This is a genomic window from Amycolatopsis sp. NPDC051045 (genome assembly GCF_040682955.1).
GTDB lineage: Bacteria > Actinomycetota > Actinomycetes > Mycobacteriales > Pseudonocardiaceae > Amycolatopsis.
Window position 1 is genome coordinate 162856 of sequence record NZ_JBFBCC010000006.1, and the last position, 26455, is coordinate 189310.

23 protein-coding genes are annotated in these 26455 nt (G+C 71.6%); 8 read left to right on the forward strand and 15 right to left on the reverse strand.

What is annotated here, in order from left to right:
* Nucleotides 1-21 precede the first annotated feature (21 nt).
* The 3 genes from AB0M80_RS17155 to AB0M80_RS17165 all read right to left on the reverse strand — a co-directional run bounded on the left by AB0M80_RS17155 (nt 22) and on the right by AB0M80_RS17165 (nt 2411).
* Nucleotides 22-453 (reverse strand): CBS domain-containing protein, encoded by a 432-nt coding sequence (locus AB0M80_RS17155; protein WP_364565174.1) that lies wholly within the window; start codon nt 451-453, stop codon nt 22-24.
* Nucleotides 454-555: 102 nt separating this feature from the next.
* Entirely contained in the window at nt 556-1002 is a 447-nt protein-coding gene (locus tag AB0M80_RS17160; RefSeq protein WP_364565177.1) for a hypothetical protein, read from the reverse strand.
* A complete protein-coding gene (locus tag AB0M80_RS17165) occupies nt 999-2411 on the reverse strand; it encodes a PLP-dependent aminotransferase family protein (protein ID WP_364565180.1) in 1413 nt (470 codons plus the stop codon). Before AB0M80_RS17165 ends, AB0M80_RS17160 begins: the two co-directional genes overlap by 4 nt.
* Nucleotides 2412-2494: 83 nt before the next feature.
* Here AB0M80_RS17165 and AB0M80_RS17170 point away from each other — a divergent pair, with 83 nt between their 5' ends.
* Complete coding sequence (locus tag AB0M80_RS17170; RefSeq protein WP_364565183.1) at nt 2495-3067, forward strand: TIGR03086 family metal-binding protein; 573 nt, start codon at nt 2495-2497, stop codon at nt 3065-3067.
* Here AB0M80_RS17170 and AB0M80_RS17175 read toward each other — a convergent pair.
* Nucleotides 3060-4037 (reverse strand): neutral zinc metallopeptidase, encoded by a 978-nt coding sequence (locus AB0M80_RS17175; protein WP_364565186.1) that lies wholly within the window; start codon nt 4035-4037, stop codon nt 3060-3062. The two genes, AB0M80_RS17170 and AB0M80_RS17175, sit on opposite strands and share 8 nt — an antisense overlap.
* 112 nt (nt 4038-4149) lie before the next feature.
* On the opposite strand from AB0M80_RS17175, the gene AB0M80_RS17180 reads away from it, so the two are divergent.
* Nucleotides 4150-6225: a prolyl oligopeptidase family serine peptidase gene (locus AB0M80_RS17180; RefSeq protein ID WP_364565189.1), complete on the forward strand. Its 2076-nt coding sequence runs from the start codon at nt 4150-4152 to the stop codon at nt 6223-6225.
* On the opposite strand, the gene AB0M80_RS17185 is transcribed toward AB0M80_RS17180, so the two are convergent.
* Nucleotides 6215-6529 (reverse strand): multidrug efflux SMR transporter, encoded by a 315-nt coding sequence (locus AB0M80_RS17185; RefSeq protein ID WP_364565192.1) that lies wholly within the window; start codon nt 6527-6529, stop codon nt 6215-6217. The two genes, AB0M80_RS17180 and AB0M80_RS17185, sit on opposite strands and share 11 nt — an antisense overlap.
* A complete protein-coding gene (locus AB0M80_RS17190) occupies nt 6529-7140 on the reverse strand; it encodes an NAD(P)H-dependent oxidoreductase (RefSeq protein WP_364565195.1) in 612 nt (203 codons plus the stop codon). The genes AB0M80_RS17185 and AB0M80_RS17190 overlap by 1 nt, the downstream gene beginning before the upstream one ends.
* A 76-nt stretch (nt 7141-7216) precedes the next feature.
* Here AB0M80_RS17190 and AB0M80_RS17195 point away from each other — a divergent pair, with 76 nt between their 5' ends.
* On the forward strand, nt 7217-7765 hold the full coding sequence (locus AB0M80_RS17195) for a helix-turn-helix domain-containing protein (protein WP_364565198.1): 549 nt from the start codon (nt 7217-7219) through the stop codon (nt 7763-7765).
* Between the two features lie 6 nt (nt 7766-7771).
* Here AB0M80_RS17195 and AB0M80_RS17200 read toward each other — a convergent pair whose 3' ends face one another.
* The gene (locus tag AB0M80_RS17200; RefSeq protein WP_364565200.1) at nt 7772-9487 is read right to left on the reverse strand and encodes a hypothetical protein; all 1716 of its coding nucleotides are present in this window, start codon (nt 9485-9487) and stop codon (nt 7772-7774) included.
* A gap of 248 nt (nt 9488-9735) precedes the next feature.
* Here AB0M80_RS17200 and AB0M80_RS17205 point away from each other — a divergent pair, with 248 nt between their 5' ends.
* Nucleotides 9736-10527: an isocitrate lyase/phosphoenolpyruvate mutase family protein gene (locus AB0M80_RS17205; RefSeq protein WP_364565202.1), complete on the forward strand. Its 792-nt coding sequence runs from the start codon at nt 9736-9738 to the stop codon at nt 10525-10527.
* Between the two features lie 36 nt (nt 10528-10563).
* On the opposite strand, the gene AB0M80_RS17210 is transcribed toward AB0M80_RS17205, so the two are convergent.
* The 3 genes from AB0M80_RS17210 to AB0M80_RS17220 all read right to left on the reverse strand — a co-directional run bounded on the left by AB0M80_RS17210 (nt 10564) and on the right by AB0M80_RS17220 (nt 14657).
* Nucleotides 10564-13377, reverse strand: coding sequence for a vitamin B12-dependent ribonucleotide reductase (locus AB0M80_RS17210; RefSeq protein ID WP_364565204.1), 2814 nt, complete (start codon nt 13375-13377; stop codon nt 10564-10566).
* A 32-nt stretch (nt 13378-13409) separates the two neighbouring features.
* Nucleotides 13410-13904, reverse strand: coding sequence for a transcriptional regulator NrdR (gene nrdR, locus AB0M80_RS17215; protein WP_364565206.1), 495 nt, complete (start codon nt 13902-13904; stop codon nt 13410-13412).
* A gap of 279 nt (nt 13905-14183) precedes the next feature.
* Nucleotides 14184-14657: a LysM peptidoglycan-binding domain-containing protein gene (locus AB0M80_RS17220; RefSeq protein ID WP_364565208.1), complete on the reverse strand. Its 474-nt coding sequence runs from the start codon at nt 14655-14657 to the stop codon at nt 14184-14186.
* Nucleotides 14658-15006: 349 nt separating this feature from the next.
* Here AB0M80_RS17220 and lexA point away from each other — a divergent pair, with 349 nt between their 5' ends.
* Nucleotides 15007-15675 carry a transcriptional repressor LexA gene (gene lexA / locus AB0M80_RS17225; RefSeq protein WP_364565776.1) on the forward strand — a complete coding sequence of 223 codons (669 nt, stop codon included), beginning with the start codon at nt 15007-15009 and terminating at the stop codon, nt 15673-15675.
* Between the two features lie 74 nt (nt 15676-15749).
* On the opposite strand, the gene AB0M80_RS17230 is transcribed toward lexA, so the two are convergent.
* Genes AB0M80_RS17230 through AB0M80_RS17240 form a run of 3 tightly spaced genes read right to left on the reverse strand, consistent with a single transcriptional unit; the run spans nt 15750 to nt 18804 of the window.
* Nucleotides 15750-16757, reverse strand: coding sequence for an esterase-like activity of phytase family protein (locus AB0M80_RS17230; protein ID WP_364565210.1), 1008 nt, complete (start codon nt 16755-16757; stop codon nt 15750-15752).
* A 52-nt stretch (nt 16758-16809) separates the two neighbouring features.
* A complete protein-coding gene (gene hflX / locus AB0M80_RS17235) occupies nt 16810-18258 on the reverse strand; it encodes a GTPase HflX (protein WP_364565212.1) in 1449 nt (482 codons plus the stop codon).
* A gap of 42 nt (nt 18259-18300) precedes the next feature.
* Complete coding sequence (locus tag AB0M80_RS17240) at nt 18301-18804, reverse strand: winged helix-turn-helix domain-containing protein (RefSeq protein WP_364565214.1); 504 nt, start codon at nt 18802-18804, stop codon at nt 18301-18303.
* Between the two features lie 63 nt (nt 18805-18867).
* Here AB0M80_RS17240 and AB0M80_RS17245 point away from each other — a divergent pair, with 63 nt between their 5' ends.
* Both AB0M80_RS17245 and valS read left to right on the forward strand, forming a co-directional pair.
* A complete protein-coding gene (locus tag AB0M80_RS17245) occupies nt 18868-20121 on the forward strand; it encodes an MFS transporter (protein ID WP_364565216.1) in 1254 nt (417 codons plus the stop codon).
* Nucleotides 20122-20130: 9 nt separating this feature from the next.
* On the forward strand, nt 20131-22662 hold the full coding sequence (gene valS / locus AB0M80_RS17250) for a valine--tRNA ligase (protein ID WP_364565218.1): 2532 nt from the start codon (nt 20131-20133) through the stop codon (nt 22660-22662).
* Between the two features lie 128 nt (nt 22663-22790).
* Here the strand turns inward: valS and dapF are convergent, their stop codons facing one another.
* Nucleotides 22791-23618, reverse strand: a complete 828-nt coding sequence (gene dapF, locus AB0M80_RS17255) for a diaminopimelate epimerase (RefSeq protein WP_364565221.1) — start codon at nt 23616-23618, stop codon at nt 22791-22793.
* Between the two features lie 10 nt (nt 23619-23628).
* Nucleotides 23629-24546: a tRNA (adenosine(37)-N6)-dimethylallyltransferase MiaA gene (gene miaA, locus AB0M80_RS17260; protein ID WP_364565224.1), complete on the reverse strand. Its 918-nt coding sequence runs from the start codon at nt 24544-24546 to the stop codon at nt 23629-23631.
* 217 nt (nt 24547-24763) lie between these two features.
* On the opposite strand from miaA, the gene AB0M80_RS17265 reads away from it, so the two are divergent.
* Complete coding sequence (locus AB0M80_RS17265; protein WP_364565227.1) at nt 24764-26077, forward strand: DUF349 domain-containing protein; 1314 nt, start codon at nt 24764-24766, stop codon at nt 26075-26077.
* Nucleotides 26078-26455: the final 378 nt, after the last annotated feature.

Here is a 26455-nt window from a genome sequence, read left to right on the forward strand (position 1 = left end):
CGGGACGAGCCGGCCGGACCACTAACCCTGCGAGATGTAGGCCTGCAGCTGTTCCTGGCTCTGCTCCAGCTGTTCCATCCGGTTCTTCACGACGTCCCCGATGGAGACGATCCCCGCGAGCCTGCCGTCGGCCAGCACCGGGACGTGCCGGATGCGCCGCTCCGTCATCAGCACCGACAGCTGGTCCACCGAGTCGTCCGGGCCGCAGCTGGCCACCAGTTTCGTCATGATCTCCGAGACCGGGCCGTCGAGCAGGCCGGGGCCGTGCTCGTTCAACCGCCGCACCACGTCGCGTTCGGAGACGATGCCCGCGATCGAGCCGTCCGGTGCGACGACCACCATCGCCCCGACGTTGTGTTCGGCCAGTCCGGCCAGCAGCGTGGTCACCGTCGTCTCCGGGGTGACCGTCGCGACCGCCGACCCCTTCTTGCGCAGCAGATCCGCAATCCGCATGGCGATCCTTCCCGTCGGTGAGGTGGATCACCACAGGTTAGGGCCCCCCGGGCCTGCGCGAAAGTCCGGCAAACGGGGCGTCTTCGTGGTATTCGACCCGGTTCAGCCGAGCCGGTCGGCCAGGCCGTCCAGTGCCAGCCGGATCCCGGCCGCGTAGTCGTCGTCGCCGAGCGCGTCCAGGCGGGCCCGGGCCAGGGCCAGCTGTTCCCGCGCCGCCGCGAGGTCGCCGAGCTTGCGGTAGTCCTCGCCCAGGTTGAGGTGCAGCGACGGGTAGAACCCGCGCACGGCCAGTGACGAGTGGTGCTCCTGGGCCCGCGAGTCGGTCAGCGAATCGGCCGCCGCCAGCGCCCGCAGGTCCCACTCGAGCTCCTCGGCCGGGTCGTCGCAGACGTCGGCCAGGTGGTGCGCCAGCGCGACGCGGTGCAGCGGGTCGCCGTCGTCGCCGATCGAAGCCCACAGGGCCGTGAAGGTCGCGTACGCGCCGGCGCGGTCCCCGCCGATGTGCTGCCGCAGACCGGCGTCGATCGCCACCATCACGTCGTCGGTCATGCCGCTCCTTCGTCCGCCAGCGCCCGCAGCCGGGCCAATCCCGGCTTGATCCGCTCGGTCGCGACCGCACCGTAACCGAAGACGAGCCCGTGCCGCCGCTCGCCCACGGCGAAGTCGCCGAGGGAGTACAGCCGCACTCCGCGGCGACGCGCCGCGCGGACGAGCGGGCCCGCATCGACGGCCGAAGCGGCGCTCAGGTGCAGGCCCGCGGCCGACGGCAACGGCGTCAGGAAATCCGCGAAGTCCCGGGCGAGCAGCGCGGACAGCAGCTCGTGCCGTGCGCGGTAGACCTTCCGCATCCGCCGGACGTGCCGGGCGAAGCCGCCTTCGGCCATGAACGCCGCGAGCGCCGCCTGCTCGACGTTCGGCGCGTGCCAGTCGGTGAGGTAGCGGGCCTTGACCAAGGCGGGGACCAGCGACGGCGGCGCGACGAGGAAACCGAGCCGCAGCGACGGCGAAAGCACCTTCGAAAACGACCCGACGTACACGACACGGCCCCGGGAATCCAAGCTGTGCAACGGTTCCAGGGGACGCCCGGTGTAGCGGAACTCGGTGTCGTAGTCGTCCTCGACGAGCACCGCGTCGTTCCGTTCGGCCCAGTCGAGCAGCTCGAGACGGCGGTCCAGCGACATCGACAGGCCCAGGGGGTACTGGTGCGACGGCGTCACGTACACCAGCCGCGTGCCCGCCGGGATGGCGCCGACGACGATCCCGGACGCGTCCACCGGCACCGGCGCCACCCGGACGCCGCGCGCGCCGAGCACCAGCCGCGGCGGCGGGTACCCGGGGTCCTCGACGGCGGCGAGATCGCCGTTGCGCAGCAGCACCCGCGCGACGAGGTCGGTCGTCTGCTGGGCACCGGCGGTGACGACGATCTGCGCCGCACTCGCCCGGACGTCGCGCGACACGCCGACGTGCCGGGCGATCTCGGCACGCAGCCCGGCGTGGCCCTGCGGGTCGCCGTAGGTCATCAGATCGGCCTGACCGGCGCGCAGCCGCTGCGTGATCAGCCGCCGCCAGGTGTCGAACGGGAACAGCGAGAGATCGGGGACGCCCGGCCGGAAGTCGAACTCCGGCGCCGGGGCGAAGGGCGCGGGCGGCGGCGGAACGGCGTCCCACTCCGGCAGCGGCCGCACGCCCGGCACATCCGGCACCGGCTCGGGGGAAGCCGGCGAAGCCGTGACGAACGTACCCGCGCCGACGCGTCCGGCGAGGAACCCCTCGGCGGTGAGCCGGTCGTAGGCCGCGCTGACCGTCGTGCGGGAGACCGCCAGCCGCTGCGCGAGTTCGCGGGTCGGCGGCAACGCCTCGCCGGGCCGGATCCGGCCGGCCAGGATCGCGGCGCGCAGGTGCCGGTAGATCGCGTCGCGGTGGCCGCGCGTCCCGGTCAGGTCGATGTGGATCTCCACCGGCGGCAGTCTAGATTGGCCCACGAAGGTTGGCCTAGTTTTGGCTCTGTTCGTGGTCCGCTTCCCCGCCTAACGTGCCCGGCATGGATCTTCGCGAACTCGACCGCCGCACCCTGCTCGTGCTCGACAAGATCGTCGCCGGTGTGACGCCCGCCGACCTCGTCCGCCCCACCCCGTGCGCCGGCTGGACCCTCGCCGATCTGCTCCGCCACCAGGTCAGTGAGAACCACGCCTTCGCGACGGCGGCCCGCGAAGGCTCGGCCCCGGACTGGGACGCCGGCGCCCTCGGCGACGACGCCTACGCCGCGTACCGGGCCTCCGTCGACGACTTCCTCGACGCCTTCGCCGACGACGCCGTGCTGGACCGGCAGCTGACCATCAACCACTTCGGCACCTTCCCCGGCACCATCGCCGCCCACATGCACCTGGTCGACACCGTCGCGCACGGCTGGGACCTGGCCCGCACGCTCGGCCTCCCCTACGAGCCCGACGCCGACGCCGTCCACGCCGCTCTCCGGCTGGCCCAGCGGATCCCGGACGAGGGCCGCGAGAAGAACGGCTCGTTCGCCCACAGCGTCGAGGTGCCCGCCGGCGCGAGCGAACTCGACCGGTTCCTCGCCCTCCTCGGCCGCGACCCCGCCTGGGCCCTCAGCTGACCTCGTCGACCGGGGCGCTCCACGTGTCGCACGCCTTCGTGGCCTTGCCGTCGAAGCCCGCCTTCGCCCAGGTCAGCTGGTGCTTGCGCGAGCCGTGGGTGTCGCTGTCGTTGGCCCGGGCGTAGTCGGCGACGGCGGCGTTCGCCAGTGACCGGCTGATCGAGCCCGAGCCGGCGACGGCCGTCAGGAACAGCGCGCCGAAGCAGTTCGCCTGCAGCTCGATCCGGCGCACGACCTCCTTGTCGGCGGCGCTGTCCTCGTCCGGCGAGGTCATTTTGTCCGCCGCCGCGGACAGGATGCCGCTTTCGCGCTGGACGTGGTGGCCGTACTCGTGGGCGATCGTCGCGATGTGCCGCGCCTTGTTGAGCCCGGCGTCCGAGAGCATCCAGTCGGTCGGGGCGTAGATCGTCGTGTCGCCGCCGCAGTAGTAGGCGACGGCTTCGTCCTCCGTCGGCGCCTCGCCGCACGCGCTGTGGTCCGGCAGCGTCACCGACACGGTGACGGTCAGCGTCGGCTCGTTCGCCTTCTCCAGCGCCGGGCGCCAGGACTGCTCCAGGCAGCCGGCGAGCGCACCGTAGTAGGCCTTGAGCTGCTCGGGCGCCCGGCCGAGGTCGGGCAGGGAGCACGTGGCGGGCCCGGGGCTGATGCCGTCGCCGAGCAGCGGGTTGCGCGCCAGCTCGGGCACGGCCTTCGGGGTCTTCCCGGTGCCGCCGTACGTCCGGCCCGTGTCGGCGCCCTGCGCGGCGAACGCGCGGCCGTCCACCCGGCGCGGGATGGTGGCGGCGATCAGGGAGAGGGCCACCACGACGATCAGCACCCCGGTGACGGCACCCCAGAGCCGGTTGCGCGGCGGGGCGATCGGGACGGGCGGGGCGGCGGCCCAGCTGGGCGCCCACGGGTTCGGTTCGGGCACCCACGCGGGTTCCGGCGGCCGGGCCGCCCCCGGCCATGACGTTTCGGCGTCGTTCACGTTCTCCCCCTGCTGCGTGGCACCAGCATACGGACCGGCCGGGAGGCCGGGATCACGAAACGAAAACGCCACCGGGTGGCCACGGGTGCGGGGACCGGGCGAAACTGTCGTCATGAGTGTCGAAGATCCGTACCTGTGGCTGGAAGACGTGACCGGTGGCGACGCGCTGGACTGGGTGCGCGCCCGCAACGGCGAGACGCTGGCCGAGCTGACCACCGGAGCGCGTTTCGCCGAGTTGCGTGACGAACTGCGCGAGGTGCTGGACGCCGACGACCGGATCCCGTACGTGCGCCGCCGCGGCGGGTTCTTCTACAACTTCTGGCAGGACGCGAGCCACCCGCGCGGCCTGTGGCGGCGGACGACGCCGGAGTCCTACCGGCAGGCCGAACCGGAGTGGGAGCTGCTGCTCGACGTCGACGCGCTGGCCGAGGCCGAGGGCGAGAACTGGGTGTGGCAGGGCGCCACCGTGCTGCGGCCGGACTACCGGCGCGGCCTGATCGAGCTGTCCCGCGGCGGCGCGGACGCCACGGTCGTGCGCGAGTTCGACCTCGACGCGCACGAGTTCGTCGAGGACGGCTTCACCGTGCCGGAGGCGAAGACGCGGATCGGCTGGATCGACGAAGACCGCGTCTACATCGGAACGGATTTCGGGCCGGGTTCGCTGACCAGCTCCGGTTACCCGCGGCTGGCCAAGGAGTGGCGCCGCGGCACGCCCCTTGACGCCGCCACAGTGGTCTTCGAGGGCAAGCCCGACGACGTCTCGATCGGTGCGTCCCACGACCCGACCGAAGGCTTCGAGCGCGACTTCGTCAGCCGCGCGATCGACTTCTACCGCTCGGAACTGCACCTGCGCACGCCCGGCGGGCTGGTCAAGATCGACATCCCGGACGACGCGAGCGCGTCCGTGCACCGCGAATGGCTGCTGGTGCGGCCGCGGACCGCGTGGAACGTCGGCGGGACCGAACACCCGGCCGGCTCGCTGATCGCCATCCTGTTCGACGCCTTCATGGCCGGTGACCGGGCCTTCACGACGCTGTTCACCCCCGACGAGCACACCTCGCTGAGCTACTGGGCCTGGACGCGCCACCACCTGCTGCTCGGCACGCTGCGCGACGTCCGCACCGAGCTGCGCACCCTGACCCCGGGCCCGGACGGCTGGCAGGAGGCACCGCTGGCCGGCGGCCCGGAGTTCGGCAGCGCGGACATCTTCGACACCGATCCCGACGTCAGCGACGAGTACCTGATCGACTCCAGCGGCTTCCTCCAGCCGTCGACGCTGAGCTATGGCCACGTCGGTGAACAGGTGTCTTCGCGGGGGTCCGGGTGGCAGAGCCCCCGGCCCGGGGCGGAGCCCCGGAATGACACTGTCGAAGTCCTGAAGCAGGCTCCCGCGTTCTTCGACGCTTCGGGCATGAGCGTCGCGCAGTACTTCGCGACGTCGGAGGACGGCACGAAGATCCCGTACTTCGTCGTCCGGCCGTCCGGTGCCGAGGGCGGCCCGACGCTGCTGACCGGCTACGGCGGCTTCGAGATTTCGCTGACGCCGTCCTACAGCGGCATGATCGGCCGCGGCTGGCTCGCCCGCGGCGGCACCTACGTCGTCGCGAACATCCGCGGCGGCGGCGAGTACGGGCCCGGCTGGCACACCCAGGCCATCAAGGCCGAGCGCCACCGCGTGTACGAGGACTTCGCCGCGGTGGCCGCGGACCTGGTGGACCGCGGCATCACGACGCCGGCGAAGCTCGGCATCCAGGGCGGCAGCAACGGCGGGCTGCTGATGGGCGTCATGCTGACGCGCTACCCGGAGCGGTTCGGCGCGATCGTCAGCCAGGTGCCGCTGCTGGACATGCGCCGCTACCACCTGCTGCTGGCCGGCGCGTCCTGGATGGCCGAGTACGGCGACCCGGACGACGCCGCGGAATGGGCGTTCATCTCGGAGTACTCGCCGTACCAGAACGTCCACAGTGGACGTGAGTACCCGCCGTCGCTGTTCGTGACGTCCACCCGCGACGACCGCGTGCACCCCGCCCACGCCCGCAAGATGGTGGCGCGGATGCGTGAGCAGGGGCACGACGTCCGGTATCACGAGAACATCGAAGGCGGCCACGGCGCGGCCGCGGACAACGAGCAGCTGGCGTTCAAGTGGGCGCTGGTGTTCGAGTTCCTGTGGGAGCAGCTCACGAAGTGACGCGCGCGAGCACGACGCCGCCGACGATCAGCGCCAGCGCGGCCACCCGGCCGGCGCTCAGCGGGTCCTTGGCGACGACGACGCCGAGCACGATCGCGCCGACGGCACCGATCCCGGTGAACACCGCGTAGGCGGTACCCACCGGGACGGTGTCCATCGCGCGCGAGAGCAGGTAGACCGCGGCGGCGCCGAGCACGAAGCACAGGAGCGTCGGCCACGGCCGGGTGAAGTTCTCCGTCGGCTTGATGCTCTGTGACCAGGCGATCTCGACGAGCCCGGCGAGCACGAGCGTCACCCAGCCCATCAGAGCGCCGCCAGTGCCGCTTCGCGCGAAGCGACGCGCTCGCCTTCGCGCGCCGCCAGGTGCGGGTCGACCAGGGCGTTGGTGAGCTCGGCGTGCACGAACCGGACGTCGTCGACGTCGTAGTGGCCGGCGATGAAGTCCCGCAGGTAAGGCTCGTGGTGGTCGAACGGCGCCCGCGGCGTCCCCGGCGCGTACGTCCCGCCGCGGGCGCCCGCGATCACGAACGCCTTGCCCCGCAAGGACATGCGCGGGAACGTCACCTGGTCGATCCAGGCCTTGAGGGCGGCCGGGATCGAGAAGTTGTACATCGGCGCGCCGATCAGCACGACGTCGGCTTCGAGCAGTTCGGCGAGCAGGGGCTCGACGACGGCCCAGGCCCGGCGCTGTTCCTGCGTGGTGACGACGTCGGCGTAGTGCGCCGGATCGGTGATCTGCGCGGTGAGCAGGGCGTCGCAGATTTCGGTCCAGGCTTGCCCGATCACCGGAACCGGGTCGGCGGCGAGGTCGCGGTAGGTCCGGGTGCCCTGCCAGGTGGCGGCGTACCGGGCGGACAGCTCGCGGGAGAACGACGAGCGGCGGGCGCTGGAGTCGAGGTGCAGCAGGTGGGGCACGATTCCTCCTCAAGTGGACACGGTGTCCACTTGAGTCAACTGGACGCCCTGTCCGGATATTCCCTAGGCTGGCGCCATGCCCGAACGCGCCGACGCGGCCCGCAACCGCGCGAAGATCCTCGCGGCGGCCGAAGAGCTGTTCACCGCCCGCGGCGCGGCGGAAGTGACGATGGAGGACATCGCGCGGGCGGCCGGTGTCGGCCGCGGAACGCTGTACCGCCGCTACCCGGACCGCGCGGCGATCGCCGTGGCCCTGCTCGACGAGCACGAGCGCCGGCTGCAGGAGGTGCTGCTGCGCGGCGACCCCCCGCTGGGCCCCGGCGCACCCCCGGCCGAGCGCCTGGCCGCGTTCTACGCGGCGATGGTGGAACTGCTGGAGCGGCACGCGCCCCTGGTGCTGGGCGCCGAGGTCGGCCATTCGCGCTTCACGACGGGGGCGTACGGGTTCTGGCGCACGCACGTCCGGATCCTGGCGGAGGCGGCGGGCGCCGCGGACCCCGACGTCCTGGCCGATGTGCTGCTGGCCCCGCTGGCACCGGAGCTGTTCCTGCACCAGACGTCCCGCGGCGTGTCGCCGGAACGGATCACCGCGGCCCTGCGGACGCTCGCGGCGCGGCTGCTTTAGCCGAGCTCACCCGCCGAACTGGGCGGTGAAGGGCTCGGGGTGGTAGCGGAGGCGACTGCGTCCGAACGCGTGGAGGAGGTTGTCCCGGAACCGCTCGAAGGTGAGCGGGGCCCGGACCGAGTCGAGCATCTCGCGGATCTCGGGGCGGGTGAGCGCAATGCGCGCGGCCCTGATCTCCTCCGAGTAGACGAGTTCGTGCCCGGCGGCCGAAAGCTGTTCCGGGGTCCCGGCCCCGGCGTCGGCGATCACCCAGGCCACCGAGAGCTCCTTCTGGTGCCCCGCCGGCCGGCCGGGCACCACGAGGCTGTGCGCGGCGAGCGGGCTGGCGAGCCCGAGGTCGTCGATCACGGTCTCCGTGCGCGGCAGGAGGAGGCCGGGGAAGCCGAGCGCGCCGGGGGTGGAGATCACCGTGCGGGTGCCCGGGAAGACCACCCACACGAAGTTCACCTTCACCGCGACGACCGGGCCGGTCTTCCCCGCCCGCGCCGCGGCGAGATCGGGCAGGTACCCGATGAGGTTCGCGGCGTCGCCGGCGGTGATCGGGTGCTCGTTGTGCGTGGAGTCGACCCAGAACACGCGCGCGTCGGTGATGCCGTACGCGCCGATCTTGTGCTGTTCGGCGGAGACCGGCCGCAGGCCGACGGCGCTGACGACCGTCCAGGCCACGACCGCCACCACGAGCGGAGCCGTCCAGCGGGTCAGCGGAGCGACCATCACGGGCAGGAGCAGGCAGGTCAGCACCGGCAGGAGCATCCGGGCGTGCATGTAGTCCCCGCCGACCCGGGTGACGTACAACCCGAGCAGCACCCCCGCGACCACCGGGGTGAGCACGACCACGAGCGTCGTCCGATCCCGGCCCGACAGGACCAGCACGGCGACGGCGAGCAGCAACACGACCGGGATCAGCAGCCAGTAGGCGGCGAACATTTCGACGAGGTAGAACCACCCGCGCTCCCAGCGGGCCTGCGTCGCCTCCTTCGCCAGGGCGGTGTTGGGCGTGATCAGGCCGTAGTAGCCCATCCGGAACACCTGGTAGGCCACCGGGAGCACGCCGGCGAGCGCGAGCCAGCCGAGCCCGCGGCGCCACCCCGGCCGGACGACGGCCACCAGCGCGAGGAACGTGACCGCGGAAACGAGGGCGAACTCGGGGCGCACCAGCGGGCCGCAGCCGAGCAGCAGGAGGGTCGGCAGGGTCCGGACCGGGCTGCCGGTCGCGTGCCGGACCAGCCGCCACCACCCGAGGGACAGCCAGAGGGTGACCAGCCCGGTCTCCAGACCCGACGTGGCGTAGTCCCAGAAGGGCGGCAGTCCGAGGACGACCAAGGCTCCCGCCGGCACGATCCGCCGGTCCGGGAACAGCCGCCGGGCTCCGTCGAGCCCGAAGAAGAGGCCACCGACGGCGGACAGCAGCCCGAGGACGACCGCCACCCACTCCAGCCGCAACCACGGCTGCAGCCCCCCGAGGGCCACGACGTAGGTCCACAGCGTGCTCGTGTTGGCTTCGACGCGTTCGCCGGCGTTGAACACCGGCCCGTTTCCGTCGAGCAGGTTCTGCACCGTGCGCAGGACGATCAGGCCGTCGTCGCACACCCAGCGGCGCTGCCACGCCAGAACGGCGAACACCGCGAGGACGAGCCCGATCAGCCACCACTGGCCGCGCCGCTCGCCGCGTCGGGGTCGTGCCGTGGCCGGCGTCGGTTCGTCGACGACGAGCGAGGTCATCGCGGATCCCTCCCCGGTTCCGCACCAGAAGTGCACCAGCGGGGGAAATCGGCTCGAAATCCCCCGGGCAGCACGATAACTCGAACGAGTGAATAGGCGGCACGCGGGGTCGAACGCGGCGATTAACCGCGAAAATAGTGGCCCGCCATGCCGAAACTATGTTATCTTGCGCGATTCGCTGCGATTATCACCCACTCCGGTGGTCCGCGCGCATTGTCCGCGGACCGCCACGGGCGCAAGCTCGACGCATGACGACCGCCGACGAGTTCCGCGCCCTGCACGAGCGATCCGAACCCTTCCTGCTGCCGAATCCGTGGGACGCCGGAACGGCCCGGCTCCTGGCGGGTCTCGGCTTCGAAGCCCTGGCCACCACGAGCCTGGGCGTGGCCAACGTGGTGGGCCGGACCCGCGCGACCCGGGCGGAAATCCTGGCCAACTGCCGGGAGATCGCCGAGGCGACGCCCCTGCCGGTGAACGCCGACCTCGAGAACGGTTTCGCCGACGACCCGGCCGAAGCCGCGAAGATGATCGAGGCGGCGGCCGACGCCGGCGTGGCCGGCGCGTCGATCGAGGACTTCACGGGCGACTCCCGGACGCCGATCTACGACATCGGGCTGGCGGCCGACCGCGTCCGCGCGGCGGTGGAGACGGCCCGGGCCCGCTCGGTGGTGCTCACGGCCCGCTGTGAAAACCTCTGGCTGGGCGTCGGCGACCTCGCCGACACGATCCGCCGGTTGCAGGCGTACGAGGAAGCGGGCGCCGACGTGCTGTACGCGCCGGGGTTGCGAACCCTGGCGGAAATGCGCGCGGTGGTGTCCTCGGTGGGCAAGCCGGTGAACGTCGTGATGGGGTTCGCGGACCCGGCGATCACCCTCGAGCAGCTGGCCGGAATCGGCGTCCGCCGCGTCAGCATCGGCGCAGCACTGTCCCGGCTGGCGCTGAAGTCGTTCATGGACGGAGCGAGGGAAATGCGTGCGGGCCGGTTCGGGTTCGTCGCCGATCTGCCGCCGGTTTCGGAGCTGCAGGAGTTCTTCGGCTGAGCCGGGCGGCCGACGCCCGGCCCAGCCGGAAACCCGTCAGCTACAACCGGACGTTGCGCCGCAGCCTTCGCACGCGTAGCACGAGCCCGCCGGGCGCATCTTCGTGCCGCACGTCATGCAGAGCGGGGCATCCGCCGCCTTACCGAGGCGGAGCTCCATCAGCTCCGTCGTCGTCTGGGCTTCGCGGTGCGGGTGCTCCGGTTCCTCCGCGTGCGGCTCCGGCGACGAATCCACCGTCGACTGCAACGCCTCCAGGTCGACGCCGGAGTTGCCGTAGTTCGCCTCGACCTCGGCCGAGCGCTCGTCCGCCGAGAAGATGCCCAGCTGCGAGCGCTTCTCGTACGGCAGGTAGTCCAGGGCCAGGCGGCGGAAGAGGTAGTCCATCACGCTGGTCGCGATGCGGATGTCCGGGTCGTCGGTCATGCCCGCCGGCTCGAAACGCAGGTTGCAGAACTTCGAGACGTAGAACTCGAGCGGGATGCCGTGCTGGAGGCCCACCGAGATCGACATCGAGAACGCGTCCATCACGCCGGCCAGGGTCGAGCCCTGCTTGCCGAGCTTGACGAAGATTTCGCCGAGCCCGTCGTCGGGGTACGAGCCCGCCGTCAGGTAGCCCTCCGCGCCGCCGACGGTGAACGACACCGTCTGGCTCGGGCGCTTCTTCGGCAGGCGCTTGCGCACCGGGCGGTACTCGACGACCTTCTCCGGTTCGGCGGCCGCCTTCTCCTTCTTCGCCGTCGACAGCGGCTGGCCGACCTTGCAGTTGTCGCGGTAGATGGCGAGGGCCTTCAGCCCGAGCTTCCAGCCCTGGAAGTAGATCTCCTCGACCTCTTCGACCGTCGCCGACTCCGGCATGTTGACCGTCTTGGAGATCGCGCCGGACAGGAACGGCTGCACCGCGGCCATCATCCGGACGTGGCCCGTCGGCGCGATCGACCGCTCGCCGACCGCGCAGTCGAACACCTCGTAGTGCTCCGGCCGCAGACCCGGCGCGTCGACGACGTGGCCGTGCTGCGCCACGTACTCGACGATCGCCTCGACCTGCTCCTCCGGGTAACCGAGCGCGGTCAGCGCGCGGGGCACCGTCTGGTTGACGATCTGCATCGAGCCGCCGCCGACCAGCTTCTTGAACTTCACCAGCGAGAAGTCCGGCTCGATCCCGGTGGTGTCGCAGTCCATCATGAAGCCGATGGTGCCGGTGGGGGCGAGCACCGACGCCTGCGCGTTGCGCCAGCCGTGCTTCGTCCCGATGTCGATGCCCCTCTTCCACTCCTCGGTCGCCAGCGCGCGGACGGCGGCGTCGTTGGAGTGGTAGGTGCGGACCAGCTCGTTCGCCGCCGCGTGCTTGCGCATGACGCGCTGGTGCGCCTCGGCGTTGCGGGCGTAGCCCTCGTACGCGCCGACGGCCCGGGCCAGCTCGGCCGAGCGCCGGTAGGACACGCCCGTCATCAGCGACGTGATCGCCGCCGCGAGCGCGCGGCCGCCGTCGGAGTCGTACGCGTGGCCGAGCGCCATCAGCAGCGCGCCGAGGTTGGCGTAGCCGATGCCCAGCTGGCGGAACTTCCGCGTGGTGTCGGCGATCGGCTCGGTCGGGAAGTCCGCGAAGCAGATCGAGACGTCCATCGCCGTGATGACGAACTCGACGGCGCGGGCGAACAGCGGCGCGTCGAACGTGCCCTCCCGCGTGACGAACTTCAGCAGGTTCAGCGACGCCAGGTTGCAGCTGGAGTTGTCGAGGTGCATGTACTCGCTGCACGGGTTGGACGCGGTGATCCGGCCGGACTCCGGGCAGGTGTGCCAGTCGTTGATCGTGCCGTCGTACTGGATGCCGGGGTCGGCGCACTCCCACGCGGCCTGGGCGATGGTGCGGAACAGCTTCTTCGCGTCGGTGCGGTCGATGACCTCGCCGGTGAGCCGGGCGCGCAGGCCGAATTCGGTGCCGTTCTCCACCGCCTGCATGAACTCGTCGGACACGCGGACCGAGTTGTTGGCGTTCTGGTACTGCACCGAGGAGATGTCCGCGCCGGAGAGGTCCATGTCGAACCCGGCGTCGCGGAGGACCTTGATCTTCTTCTCTTCGCGCGCCTTGGTCTGGATGAACTCTTCGATGTCCGGGTGGTCGACGTCGAGCACGACCATCTTCGCCGCGCGCCGGGTGGCACCGCCGGACTTGATGGTGCCCGCGGACGCGTCGGCGCCGCGCATGAACGACACCGGGCCGGACGCGGTGCCGCCGGAGGTGAGCAGTTCCTTCGAGGAGCGGATGCGGGAGAGGTTCAGGCCGGCGCCGGAGCCGCCCTTGAAGATCAGGCCCTCTTCGCGGTACCAGTTGAGGATCGACTCCATCGTGTCGTCGACCGCGAGGATGAAACACGCCGAGACCTGCTGCTTCGACGGCGTGCCGACGTTGAACCAGACCGGGGAGTTGAAGCTGAAGACCTGGTGCAGCAGCATCCAGGTGAGTTCGTGCTCGAAGATCTCCAGGTCCTGCGGCGTGGCGAAGTAGCCGTGGTCGCGCGCGGCCTGGACGTAGGTCTTCACGACCCGGTCGATGAGCTGCTTGAGGCTGCGCTCGCGCTGCGGGCTGCCGACGGCGCCGCGGAAGTACTTGCTGGTGACGATGTTGGTGGCGTTGACCGACCAGAAATCGGGGAACTCCACGCCGCGCTGCTCGAAGTTGACCGAGCCGTCACGCCAGTTGGTCATGACGACGTCCCGCTGCTCCCAGGTCACCTGGTCGTACGGGTGCTGCCCTTCGGTCGTGAAGACGCGCTTCACGCTGAGCCCGCCGGCGGCCTTGCTCTTCTTGCCGGCGGCCGTGCCGGCCCCCGTACCCACGGTTTCGGTCATCGGTTGAACCCTCACTCCCGCAGCGGGACGGCTCAGTCGCCGTCTTCGCGCTGATCGCTCTCCTTCGGAGCAGCAGAACCCGCCATGGCCTCACGAAGGTCGGCGATTTCCTTCTCGAAGTCTTCGACCGAGGAGAAGGACCGGTAGACACTGGCGAACCGGAGGTAGGCGACCCCGTCGAGCTCACGCAGCGGGCCCAGGATGGCCAGGCCGACCTCGTGGCTCGGGATCTCCGCCAGCCCGGCGGAGCGGATCGACTCCTCCACGCGCTGCGCGAGCTGCTGCAGCGCGTCGTCGTCGACCGGCCTGCCCTGGCAAGCGCGGCGGACGCCGCTCACCACCTTGTCCCGGTTGAACTGTTCGGTGACCCCGGACCGCTTGACGACGGCGAGCACCATCGTCTCCGACGTCGTGAACCGCCGTCCGCACGACGCGCACGAGCGCCGCCTGCGGATCGCCTGGCCTTCATCCACCTCTCGGGAGTCGACGACCCGAGAGTCCGCATGCCGGCAGAACGGGCACCTCATCCGCCGATCACCTTCCCCTCCGAGCCGGCCGCCCCGGTCGACGTCCCCCGGCCACCCCGCGCACCCCTGCACACCTGGTGATCGTTTTGTGGACATCCGGTGGGTAACAGCCGACCAGCTGTGGACAACTGCTGTCCAGTCTACCCCAACCTGTGGACCAACTACAGCGGTGTAACTACTACATATAGCGGCGAAGGGTAGAACTCGAGAGGTGCGTGCGCAAGCGGCACGCCGGGCCGGGTTCCCGCCCGGGTGAGTGCGGTTGACGGCGCGGGCGGATCAGGGCCGGGATACCGCGGCCGGGTCGGCGACCGGGACCGTGAGCGGCAGCCCGGGCACCAGAACGGCCTGGTCCAGGCGATTCAGCTCCTTGATCCGGGCGACAACCGCGCCAGGTTCGCTGTCCGGCGCGAATCGCCCGGCCAGCGAAGAGAGCGTATCGCCCGGCGCGACCGACACCGTCGCGGTCCGCTCGGGCACCGGGGCGCCGGAAACCCCGGCCCCCAGAAGACCCGATCCGGTGATCACGAGGCAGGTCGCGACGGCGAGCGCGGCGAGCCACGGCCACCGCACGGACACCCGCCGGGGCGCCGCGCAGGGTGCCCCGGCCGGACGGCGGCCCGCCACGACCCGCGCGCGCGTCGGCGGGCGGTGCACCTCGCCGCGGCGACCGCGCAGCACGCGCGCAGGACGGGGTGGCGCCGGGACCGGGGTCGCCGGGCGGGCGTGCCCGCGTTCGGCCAGAAGGGACATCCGAACCTCCTCGAAACCCTGGTGTCCGCCCGATTCCGGACCCGGCGGCCCGTGGATCAAGGTCGAACAGGCGTTCTATCGAACGCCCGTGCGAAGGTCTACCACCTGCCACCGACAAAATCGAGCGGACACGGCGTGTCGATCGAACAGATGTTTGAAATCGTCGTGCCCGGGGGCTAACGTCGGTGACCAGGGCATCTGCCGGGCAGATGCCGCCCGGCGAGGCTGCCCGCACCCCGCGGGCGGCGGCCGGCGCGCAGATACGTGCAGCGAACGTCTGGGAGGCGACGCAGTGGCGAAGGAGAACAAGGCGGGCAGGACCAGTGGGTCCCCCGGTGGCCCGGGCAAGGTGCACACCCTGCCCGAGGTGTACGAGGTGGACGACGCTCTCACCGTCCGCCAGCAGCAGGTCCTCGACGTGATCCGCTCGTGGGTGAGCCGGTTCGGCTACCCGCCGAGCGTGCGCGAGATCGGCGAAGCGGTGGGGCTGACGTCGACGTCGTCGGTCTCGCACCAGCTGCGGGCGCTGCAGCGCAAGGGTTACCTGCGGCGGGACGCGAACCGGCCGCGCGCGGTCGGCGTGCTCTCCGCGACCGACGACAACCCCATGGGCATCGAGATGGACCAGCAGCCGGTCATGCCGAAGGCGGCGTACGTGCCGCTGGTCGGCCGGATCGCCGCCGGTGGCCCGGTGCTGGCCGAGCAGGCCATCGAGGACGTCTTCCCGCTGCCGCGGGAGATCGTCGGCGAGGGTGAGCTGTTCCTGCTGAAGGTCACCGGCGACTCGATGATCGACGCGGCCATCACCGACGGCGACTGGGTGGTGGTCCGGCAGCAGCCGGACGCGGACAACGGCGAGATCGTCGCGGCGATGATCGACGGCGAGGCCACGGTCAAGACGTTCAAGCGCAAGGGCGGCCACATCTGGCTGATGCCGCACAACGAGGCGTACGAGCCGATCCCCGGCGACGACGCCACGGTGCTCGGCAAGGTCGTGGCGGTGCTGCGGCGCCTTTGAGAGGACGCTTCCGGGCTATCGCACGGCCCGGAAGCTTCACCGGATCGAGTGATCTTGGCCGTGGGGAGCCAAGCTCAGCGGCGGCTTCGCCTGCGCAGTCTGCTGAAGCCGAACCAGCCGATGCCGACCACCGCGAGCGTGACCCCGGCGGCGGGCAGGAAGGGGAGCCCGGCCCCGTCCCCCGCCGGACCGGACGACGCGCCGGTGCCGGTCGAACCCTCCGCCGGTGCGCCGGACTGCGCGGCCAGAGCGGCCGCGCCCCGCACCGCGCGGAGGGGCTGGCCGACCCCTTCGCTCCCCGACAGCAACGTCCCGTCGGGATCGAAGGCGATCGCCTCCCCCTGCTTCTCCCCCGGCAACGGGATCCGCACCGGATTGCGCTGCAGCGCCGCCAGTACGTCACCGTCCGGAGCCGCATACACATACGCGTCCGTGTACGTCCTCAGGGCCACCGCACTGCCGTCGGGCATCGAAGCGCCGCCCGTCACCAGGACCGAGCCGATCGAGCCGACCGGGCCGCCCTGGGTGTCCGTGGTGGCGATCTTGACCGTGCCGACCTGCTCCAGGTTGGTCGGTCCCGGGCTCGCCAACGGGCCCGCAGGCCGGTACACCCGGGCCTCGCCGAGGACGTCCTTGGTGATCAGGTACGGCGTGCCCGCCTTGTCCATGATCAGCGCCTCGGTGTCGTGCTGGCCGTCCGGGTACGTGAGCCGGTGCAGCGTGACCTTGCCCTGCGGGTTCATCTCCAGCAGGGCGACCGTCAGCCGGCCCTTCTGGTTGTCACCGGTGTCGGACAGCCACAGCCGCCCGTCGGACGTGCGGGCCAGGTCCTCGACGTCGAACGGGTCCGTCCGGTCGGTCAGGACCTTCTGCACCTTGCAGTCCCGGCCCAGGACGAAGACCTGGACCTTGCTGCCGCCGTCGTTGATCGCGTAGAGCCGCGAACCGTCGGAGACCAGGCCGGACAGCTCGCCGATGCGCGCATCGGCCACCGTGCACAACGGCTGCGGTGCTTCGGCCGCCGAAGCGGGCACCTGCCCGCACAGCACGGCCACGAAGACCACCGCCAGAACCCAGCGCACCCAGCCACCTCCGTAATGTGCGACCGCCCTGGTCGCACATTACGGAGACGTGTCAGGCCCCGGTCGAGTTGGTCTCGAACTCGCGCAAAGCCGCGGCGAGATCCGGGTGGACCCGCACCAGCAGGCGCGTGCCGTCCTCGAGGTGCTCCTCTTCGAGGACCTCGCCGTCCGAGTGCGCCCGCGCGACCAGCTCGCCCCGCGAGTACGGCACGAGGATGTCGACCGTGACCTCCGGCCGCGGCAGGCGGTCGGCGATCACCTCGACGAGCTCGGTGATGCCCGCCCCGGTCCGGGCCGAGACCTGGACCGACCCGGCCAGCGCGTGCCGCAGCCGGGCGAGGCTGACGTCGTCGGACGCGTCGATCTTGTTGATCACCAGCAGCTCCGGCGGGAGGGGTTCCTTGCGCTTGCGCGTGATCTCGCCGAGCACCTCGCGCACCGCGCTGACCTGCTCCTCCGGCGCCGGGTCGGACCCGTCGACCACGTGCACCAGCAGGTCCGCGTCGGCGGCTTCCTCCAGCGTCGAGCGGAACGCGTCCACCAGCTGGTGCGGCAGGTGCCGCACGAACCCGACGGTGTCGGTCAGCGTGTAGCCGCGCCCGTCCGGGGTCTGCGCGCGCCGCGTGGTCGGGTCGAGGGTGGCGAACAGCGCGTCCTCCACCAGCACCCCGGCCCCGGTCAGCGCGTTGAGCAGGCTCGACTTGCCGGCGTTGGTGTAGCCGACGATCGCCACGCTGGGCACCTCGTTGGCCAGCCGCCGCCCGCGCTTGGTCTCGCGGATGGTGTCCATGGCGACGAGCTCCCGGCGCAGCTTCGCCAGGCGCTTGCTGATCCGCCGCCGGTCGGTCTCGAGCTTGGTCTCACCGGGACCGCGCAGGCCCACGCCGCCGTTCGCACCGCCGGCGCGGCCACCGGCCTGCCGGGACAGCGACGTACCCCAGCCGCGCAGCCGCGGGATGAGGTACTGCAGCTGGGCCAGCTCGACCTGCGCCTTGCCCTCCTTGGAGCGGGCGTGCTGGGCGAAGATGTCGAGGATCAGGGCGGTCCGGTCGATGACCTTGACCTTGACCTTCTCCTCGAGTTGCCGCAGCTGGCCCGGCGAGAGCTCGCCGTCGCAGATCACGGTGTCGGCGCCGGTGGAGCCGACGATGTCACGCAGCTCCCGCACCTTGCCCGAGCCGATGTAGGTGGCCGGGTCCGGCTTGGTCCGCCGCTGGATGAGGCCTTCGAGGACCTCCGAGCCCGCCGTCTCGGCCAGGCGCGCCAGCTCGGCCAGCGACGCCTCGGACTGCAGGGCGGTGCCCTCCGTCCACACGCCGACCAGCACGACGCGCTCGAGCCGCAGTTGCCGGTACTCGACCTCGGTGACGTCGTCCAGCTCCGTGGACAGTCCCCTGACCCGGCGCAGCGACGCCCGGTCCTCGAGCTCCATTTCGCCTGTCGACGGGTCACCGTCGTACAGGTCGTCGTCGTGGTCTTCGGTGTGTGTCAGTTCTGTCATCGTGCCTCCATGTTCCCACGATTCGCCGCGGGAACCGAACTTTTACGTGCTGGGGTAGGTGGCGAGGTAGATCGCGGTGCGTTCGGCGCCGGGACGGCGCGGGCGCGCGCGGAACTCCTCGAGCAGGGCGTTGAGCCGCGAATCGAGCTCCGCCCGCTCCTCGGGGGCCACCTGGACGACCAGGCGCGACTGGTGCACGCCCTCGAATCCGGTTTCGGCGATCTCGGCCAGGTAGGCCTCGAGCACCGCCTGCTCCACGTCCTTGTCACCGCATGAGTCGAGTGTCCAGGAAAGCCCGGTCGAAAGATACGGAATTTCCCTGGCGCCCCGGGTCCCGCGGCGCGGCGGCTGCGCGGCGAGGAAGCCGGTCTCGACGAGTTTGCGCACGTGGTGCAGCGTCGTCGCCGGATCCCGGCCCAGCCTTTCGGCCAGCTCCTTGTTCGTCAGCGCCTCCGAATAGGTCAACCGGATGATGCGCAGCCGTATTCCGGAAGCCAGCGCGGCCGCCTCGGCTTCGGTCGCGGCACGTCGATTCGCAGGGAGCACGGCGTCCAGCCTAGAGCGAACAGTGATTGACACTTTCCAATCACTCGCGCGACACTCGGCGCCATGCGCAGGGGGTCACTCTTCTTCCACGCCGACTTCAGACGGCTGTGGGCCGGCGACACGGCCAGCCAGTTCGGTACCACCGTCGGGTACACCGCCATCCCGCTGCTCGCGGCGGTGACCCTGGCGGCGACGCCGTTCGAAATGGGCCTGCTGACCGCGGCCCAGACGCTCGCGTTCCTGCTGATCGGGCTGCCGGCCGGGGTGTGGGTGGACCGGCTGCGGCGCCGCCGGGTCATGCTCATCGCCGACTTCGTCCGTTTCGCGCTGCTGCTGAGCGTGCCGTTCGCGTGGTGGGCCGGGGTGCTGACGCTCGTCCAGCTGCTGGTGGTCGTGCTGCTCGTGGGGGTCGCGACGGTGTTCTTCGACGTCGCCTACCAGTCGTACCTGCCCTCGCTCGTCGGGCGGGAGCACCTCCTGGAGGGCAACGCGAAGCTGCAGGCCGTCCAATCGGTCGCGCAGATCGCCGGGCCGAGCGGCGCCGGCGTGCTGGTCCAGCTGGTCAGCGCGGCGAACACGGTGCTCGTCACCGCCTTCGGCTACCTGACCTCGGCGCTGTGCCTGCTGCGGATCCGCGCGGTCGAACCGCAGCCGGAACGCACCGGGCACGCGCGGCTGCTGCCGCAGATCGCCGAAGGACTGCGGTTCGTCTTCTCCGACAAGCCGTTGCGCGCGAGTGTCGCGTGCACCGCGACGGCCAACTTGTTCGGCGGCGCCTTCATGGCGGTCCAGGTGCTGTTCCTGACCCGCACCGTCGGGCTGTCCCCGGCGGGCGTCGGCGTGCTGCTCGCCGTCGGCGGCGCGGGCGGCATCCTCGGCGCGGCCTTCTCCGGCGCCCTCACCCGGCGGATCGGCCACGCCCGCACGATCTGGCTGGTCCCGCTCCTCTCCTGGCCCGCGCACCTGCTGATCCCCTGGACCGGTCCGGACTGGCGGCTCGCCGTCGCCGTGTTCGGCGAGGTGGTCTACGGGTTCGGGGTGATCGTCTACAACGTCGCGCAGGTTTCGTACCGGCAGGCGATCTGCCCGGACCGGCTGATGGGCCGGATGAACGCGAGCGTCCGCTTCCTCGTCTGGGGCACGATCCCGCTGGGCGGGCTCCTGGGCGGCGCGCTCGGCGAAGGGCTCGGGCTCCGCGGTGCGGTGTGGGTCGCGGTCGCCGGGGAGGCCGCCGCCGCGCTGTGGGTGGTGTGCTCGCCGCTGCGGAAGATGCACGACCTGCCCGTCACCGGAAAAGCAGGTGCCGCCACCGCCTAGAGTTGCTTCATGAGTACCCCGTACGAGCGCCCGAAAGTCCCGGACAAGGTCGGTGTCGACGGTCTGGAGGCCAAGTGGGTACCCGTATGGGAATCCACCGGCGCCTATCGCTTCGACCGCACGAAGACCCGGGACGAGATCTACTCGATCGACACCCCGCCGCCGACGGTCAGCGGGTCGCTGCACATCGGGCACGTGTTCTCCTACACCCACACCGACGTCCTCGCGCGGTTCAAGCGGATGCGCGGGCTCGAGGTGTTCTACCCGATGGGGTGGGACGACAACGGTCTCCCGACCGAGCGCCGGGTGCAGAACCACTTCGGCGTCCGCTGCGAGCCGTCGCTGCCCTACGACCCGGGCTTCCGGCCGCCGGAGAAGCCGGGCAAGGACGTCGTCGCGGTGTCGCGGCGGAACTTCGTCGAGCTGTGCGAACTGCTGACCGAGACCGACGAGCAGGTCTTCGAAGAACTGTGGCGGCGGCTCGGGCTGTCGGTCGACTGGACGATGACCTACCAGACGATCGGGCGCGAGTCCCGGCTGATTTCGCAGCGCGCGTTCCTGCGCAACCTCGAGCGCGGCGAGGCCTACCAGGCCGAAGCTCCGACGCTCTGGGACGTGTCCTTCCGCACCGCCGTCGCCCAGGCCGAGCTGGAGGACCGCGAACGCCCGGGTGCCTTCCACGACCTCGCGTTCACCGGGCCCGGCGGCTCGGACGTCGTGATCGCGACGACCCGGCCGGAGCTGCTGCCCGCGTGCGTCGCACTGGTGGCGCACCCGGACGACGAGCGGTTCAAGCCGCTGTTCGGGACGTCCGTGCGGACGCCGGTGTTCGGCGTCGAGGTGCCCGTGGTGGCGCACCACCTGGCGGATCCGGAAAAGGGCCGCGGCATCGCGATGGTGTGCACCTTCGGCGACACCACCGACGTCACGTGGTGGCGAGAGCTGCGGCTGGCCACGCGGGTGGTGCTCGGCCGCGACGGCCGGTTCCTGCCCGACGCGCCTTCCGGGGTACCGGCCGAGGCGTACGCGCCGCTGGTCGGCAAGACCGTCCACACGGGACGCGAGATCATGGTCGGCCTGCTGCGCGAAGCCGGGGCCCTGCGCGGTGAGCCGCGGCCGATCACGCACTCGGTGAAGTTCTACGAAAAGGGCGACAAGCCCTTGGAGATCGTCGCCAGCCGGCAGTGGTACCTGCGCAACGGCGGGACCGACGCCGCCTTCCGGGCTCGCATGCTGGCCCGCGGCGAGGAGATCGGCTGGGTGCCGAAGCACATGCGCGTCCGGTACTCGTCGTGGGTGGAGAACCTGGCCGGCGACTGGCTGGTCAGCCGCCAGCGGTTCTTCGGCGTGCCGATCCCGTTGTGGTACCGCCTGGACGCCCACGGCGAGCCGGACTACGACGCCCGTCTGCTGCCGGACGTCCTGCCGGTCGACCCGAGCAGCGACGTCCCACCCGGGTTCACGGCGGAGCAGCGTGGGGTGCCGGGCGGGTTCGTGGCCGATCCCGACGTGATGGACACGTGGGCGACGTCGTCGCTCACGCCGCAGATCGTCGGCCGGTGGAGCGTCGACGACGACCTGTTCGCGCGGGTGTTCCCGATGGATCTCCGGCCGCAGGCGCACGAAATCATCCGCACCTGGCTGTTCTCGACGGCGGTGCGCGCGGAGCTGGAGCACGGCGTGCTGCCGTGGCGGGAGACGTCGATCGCGGGCTGGGTGCTCGACCCGGACCGCAAGAAGATGTCGAAGTCCAAGGGCAACGTGACGACGCCGGTGGACATGCTGGAGCGCCACGGTTCGGACGCGGTGCGGTACTGGGCGGCGAGCGCGCGCCCCGGCGTCGACACGGCAGTGGACGAGGGCCAGATGAAGGTCGGGCGGCGCCTGGCGACGAAACTGCTCAACGCGAGCCGGTTCGTGCTGGGCCTCGGCGTGCCGTCCGGGTCCGCGGTGGCCACCGAGCCGCTGGACCGGGCGCTGCTGGCGTCGCTGTCTTCGGTGGTCTCCCAGGCGACGGCGGCGTTGGAAGCCCTGGACTACGCGCGGGCGCTGCAGGTGACGGAGACGTTTTTCTGGACGTTCTGCGACGACTACGTCGAGCTGGTGAAGGGCCGCGCGTACGGCGACCTGGGCCCGTCGGCGGCTTCTTCGGCCCAGGCGGCGCTGGTGACGGCGTTGTCGGCGGTGCTGCGGCTGTTCGCGCCCTTCCTGCCGTTCGCGACCGAGGAGGTCTGGTCGTGGTGGCAGGAGGGCTCGGTGCACCGGGCGCCGTGGCCCGTCCCGCCGGCTGCCGACGGTGATCCGGAGCTGCTGACCCTGGCCGGCGAGGTGATCGCGGCGGTGCGCCGGGCGAAGACGGACGCGAAGGTGTCCATGCGCTCGGCGGTGGAGACGCTGACGGTGACGGCTCCGGCTGAGGTGCTGGACCGCTTCGCGCAGGTCGAGCCGGACATCCGGCTGGCGGGCGCGATCGCGGACGTGACCACTCGCAACGGCGACGGCGCCCTCACGCTCGAGGTGGAAGTCGGCGCCCGGGCCTGACCCCAGCCCCCGCCCTCTCCGGGGGACCGGCCCCGCTTCCAGTGTATCGGGGGTGGCCGACGACAGGCCGAAACAGCCGCCGTCCGGGCCCGGTTGTCCACATCACCGCCGGACTGTGGACAACCGGCTCAGGAACCGGCGGCGGCCCACCAGGCGTCGTCGATTTCGCCGCGTGCCACGATCTCCGCCGGGCCCGACAACGTCGACGCTCCGCGGGACACCGTCACCTCGACGCGGCCACCGGGGATGTCCACTGTGGACCTGCCGGTGTCCGTGCCCGCCAGGTGGAACGCCGCCGCCACCGCGGCGACCGTGCCGGTGCCGCACGCCCGGGTCTCCCCCACCCCGCGCTCGTGCACGCGCATCCGCAGCGCGCCCTCGCCGAGGCGGTTGACGAACTCGAGGTTGACGCCGTGCGGGAAGACGTCGTGGTCGAAGTCGGGCTGGTCGCGCAGGTCGAGCTCCGCCACGTCGCCGTCGAGCAGGGACACCAGGTGCGGGTTGCCGACGTCGACCGCCACGCCGGAGAACGGGCGGCCGGCCACCACCGTGACCGAGGTCCCGGTGATCGTCGCCGGTCCCATGTGGACGGTGACCGAGCGGTCCGGGTGCACCACCACCGGGCGGTCGCCCGCGCGGGTGCCGACGACGAACTCGCCCTCGGTGGCCAGGCCCGCGTCGACCAGGTGCCGGGCGAACACGCGCACGCCGTTGCCGCACATCTCCGCGATCGACCCGTCCGCGTTGCGGTAATCCATGAACCACTCGCCCGCGGACGGCCGGCCGAGGGCGGCGGCGCGGACGACGCGCAGCACGCCGTCGGCTCCCAGGCCGCGGTGGCGGTCGCACAGCGCGGCGACCCTGGCCTCGGTCAGCTCGAGGCGGCCTGCCGGATCGGGGAGCAGCACGAAGTCGTTCTGCGTGCCGTGCCCCTTGAGGAACTCGATTCCGCCCATAGGGGCAAGATTACCGCCCCAGGGTATCCAGGACGCGCGCGGCCAGGCCGGGATCGGCACCGTCGAACCAGTGGATCCGCTGGTCGCGCCGGAACCAGGACCGTTGCCGCCGGACGAAGCGCCGCGTCGCCTGAGCCGTCGCCGCGGCGGCCGCGTCGAAGTCGCCTTCGCCGTCCAGCTCGGCGAGAACCTGCTGGTACCCGAGCGCCCGCGACGCCGTCTTCCCCTCGCGCAGGCCGCGCCCCAGCAGTTCGCGCACCTCGTCGACCAGGCCGGCGGCGAACATCCGCCGGACGCGCTCGTCGACGCGCTCGTCGAGCTCGGCCGCTGCCCGGTCGACGCCGATCAGGACCGTGCCGTAGCGGGCCGGTCCCGGCTCGGGCAGGTTCGCCGAAAACGGCTCGCCGGTGATTTCGATGACTTCCAGGGCGCGCACGATCCGCCGGGTGTTGGTCGGCAGGATCTTGGCGGCGGCCACCGGGTCGCGCTCCTCCAGCCGGGTGTACAGCGCGGCCGTGCCGAGCGCCGCCGCTTCCGCGTCCAGCCGGGCCCGCACCGCCGGGTCGGTGCCGGGGAACCGCAGGTCGTCGAGCACCGCCTGGACGTACAGGCCGGACCCGCCGGCCAGCACCGGCACCCGGCCGGCGGCCAGGAGCCGCTCGATCTCGGCCCGCGCGTCGCGCTGGTAGACCGCGACGGACGCCGTCTCGGTCACCTCCAGCACGTCGAGGAGGTGGTGCGGCACACCGCCGCGCTCGGCCTCGGTCGCCTTGGCCGTGCCGATGTCCATGCCCCGGTAGAGCTGCATCGCGTCGGCGTTGACGACCTCCCCGCCGAGTTCGCGGGCCAGGTCCACGGCGAGCGCGGTCTTGCCGGTGGCCGTCGGCCCGACCACCGCCACGGGACGGGGTACGGACGGGCTGCTCACGGCGGCTGACGATACCTGCGGGCCGACACGGAGCGTCCACCGGAAGTAGGATCACGAGCTTCGAGTGGCCCATCCAGTACCACGGTGCGCGCTGAGCTGCTTGAATGCCGCGTGGGGCCGTAGCATCCGAGCACGGCCCGTGACGACCGCATTACCCGGCCCCGCTCCACGGCGGGGCGCCCGCGCGAGCGGGCGTACAGGCGATAAGGAGCCTGCGATGGCCCAGGAGAACACTTCCACCGGTACCCCGGCCCCGCACCCGGTGCCGCACGCGCTGCACGCCGGGCACGCCGCCCCGCCCGTGCCGCCCGCCGAACCCACCCCGTCCACCTGGGGCCGGATCGACGACGAGGGCGCGGTCTACGTCGTCACCGCCGAGGGCGAACGCGCCGTCGGCATCTGGCAGGCAGGCACTCCCGACGAGGGCCTGGTGCACTACGCGCGCCGCTTCGACGACCTGCGCACCGAGGTCGAGCTGCTGGAAACCCGGCTGATCTCCGGGGCCGGCGACCCGAAGCACGCGCTGTCGAGTGCCACCCAGATCCGGGACGGGCTGTCCGAGGCTGCCGTGGTCGGCGACCTGGCCGCGCTCGCCGCGCGGCTGGAGTACGTCATCGCGCACGCCGAGAAGGCTCTGGCCAGCGCGAAGGCCGAGCGCGAGGAGGCCCGCGCGGCGGCGGTCGTCCGCAAGCAGGCGCTGGCCGAGGAGGCCGAGACGATCGCCGCCGACTCCACCCAGTGGAAGGCGGCGGGCGACCGGCTGCGCGCGATCCTCGACGAGTGGAAGACGGTCAAGGGCGTCGACCGCAAGACCGACGACGAGCTGTGGAAGCGGTTCTCGAAGGCCCGCGAAGGGTTCAACCGGCGGCGCGGGTCGCACTTCGCCGAGCTGGACAAGCAGCGCGCCTCCGCCAAGACGCGCAAGGAAGAGCTCATCGCCGAGGCCGAGGCCATCAGCGAGTCCGAGGACTGGGGCGAAACCGCCGGCCGCTACAAGGACCTGATGACCGAGTGGAAGGCCGCCGGCCGGGCGCCGAAGGACAGCGACGAGGCGCTGTGGCAGCGGTTCCGCGCGGCGCAGGACAAGTTCTTCGCCCGCCGGTCCGCGGTGTTCTCCGAGCGTGACGCGGAGTTCTCGCAGAACGCGGCGCGCAAGGAGGAACTGCTCATCGAAGCCGAGAAGATCGACGCGGCGGCGAACTTCGAGGCGGCGAAGAGCGCACTGCGCCGCATCCAGGAGCAGTGGGACGAGATCGGCAAGGTCCCCCGCGAGCGCATCCGCGAGCTCGACGGCCGGCTGAAGGCGGTCCAGGACGCGGTCAAGTCGGCCGAGGACAACCGCTGGCGCCGCACCGACCCGGAGGCCCAGGCCCGGGCCGCGCAGTTCCGCGAGCGCGTCGCGCAGTTCGAATCGCAGGCGGCCAAGGCGCGCGCCGCGGGCGACGAGCGCCGGGCGAAACAGGCCGACGAGCAGGCGGCGCAGTGGCGCGAGTGGCTCCAGGCCGCGGAGGCGGCGGTCGCGGACCGCTGAGGTCGCTGACCACTGCAGTCGCGGACCGTTGAGGTCGTTTCCGCTGACGTCACGACCTCTGAGGTCGTTTCCCGGAGAGGCCCCTTACCGGCACGTCCAGCCACTGAGGTCGCTTTCCGCAAAAGGCCTCCTTGCCGGCACTTCCAGCCGGCGAGGGGGCCTTTTGCGGTTTGTCCACAGCGCCGTTGTGATGTGGACAAGCCGGCCGCTCGGCTCGGTTTCCGGGCCGTTTTGTCGGTGGGCGCCGATACGCTGGAAGCGGGGGCAGCCCCCAGGGAGGGCGGGCCCTGCCCTGCGGGAGGGGTTTTCGGCCGACGGACCACCCGATGGGGTTCGGTCACCGCCCCGACCGGGGGTTTCCGCGCGCTTCCCGCCCCT

Excerpts from the sequence above, each read along its gene's own strand:
- AB0M80_RS17180 (WP_364565189.1), top strand. The coding sequence starts at position 4,150 with ATGAGTGTCGAAGATCCGTACCTGTGGCTGGAAGACGTGACCGGTGGC.
- AB0M80_RS17205 (WP_364565202.1), top strand. The coding sequence starts at position 9,736 with ATGACGACCGCCGACGAGTTCCGCGCCCTGCACGAGCGATCCGAACCC.
- dapF (WP_364565221.1), bottom strand. The coding sequence starts at position 23,618 with ATGGGCGGAATCGAGTTCCTCAAGGGGCACGGCACGCAGAACGACTTC.
- AB0M80_RS17200 (WP_364565200.1), bottom strand. The coding sequence starts at position 9,487 with ATGACCTCGCTCGTCGTCGACGAACCGACGCCGGCCACGGCACGACCC.
- AB0M80_RS17210 (WP_364565204.1), bottom strand. The coding sequence starts at position 13,377 with ATGACCGAAACCGTGGGTACGGGGGCCGGCACGGCCGCCGGCAAGAAG.
- AB0M80_RS17220 (WP_364565208.1), bottom strand. The coding sequence starts at position 14,657 with ATGTCCCTTCTGGCCGAACGCGGGCACGCCCGCCCGGCGACCCCGGTC.
- AB0M80_RS17185 (WP_364565192.1), bottom strand. The coding sequence starts at position 6,529 with ATGGGCTGGGTGACGCTCGTGCTCGCCGGGCTCGTCGAGATCGCCTGG.
- AB0M80_RS17265 (WP_364565227.1), top strand. The coding sequence starts at position 24,764 with ATGGCCCAGGAGAACACTTCCACCGGTACCCCGGCCCCGCACCCGGTG.
- AB0M80_RS17245 (WP_364565216.1), top strand. The coding sequence starts at position 18,868 with ATGCGCAGGGGGTCACTCTTCTTCCACGCCGACTTCAGACGGCTGTGG.
- AB0M80_RS17170 (WP_364565183.1), top strand. The coding sequence starts at position 2,495 with ATGGATCTTCGCGAACTCGACCGCCGCACCCTGCTCGTGCTCGACAAG.
- nrdR (WP_364565206.1), bottom strand. The coding sequence starts at position 13,904 with ATGAGGTGCCCGTTCTGCCGGCATGCGGACTCTCGGGTCGTCGACTCC.
- AB0M80_RS17160 (WP_364565177.1), bottom strand. The coding sequence starts at position 1,002 with ATGACCGACGACGTGATGGTGGCGATCGACGCCGGTCTGCGGCAGCAC.
- AB0M80_RS17195 (WP_364565198.1), top strand. The coding sequence starts at position 7,217 with ATGCCCGAACGCGCCGACGCGGCCCGCAACCGCGCGAAGATCCTCGCG.
- AB0M80_RS17155 (WP_364565174.1), bottom strand. The coding sequence starts at position 453 with ATGCGGATTGCGGATCTGCTGCGCAAGAAGGGGTCGGCGGTCGCGACG.
- hflX (WP_364565212.1), bottom strand. The coding sequence starts at position 18,258 with ATGACAGAACTGACACACACCGAAGACCACGACGACGACCTGTACGAC.
- valS (WP_364565218.1), top strand. The coding sequence starts at position 20,131 with ATGAGTACCCCGTACGAGCGCCCGAAAGTCCCGGACAAGGTCGGTGTC.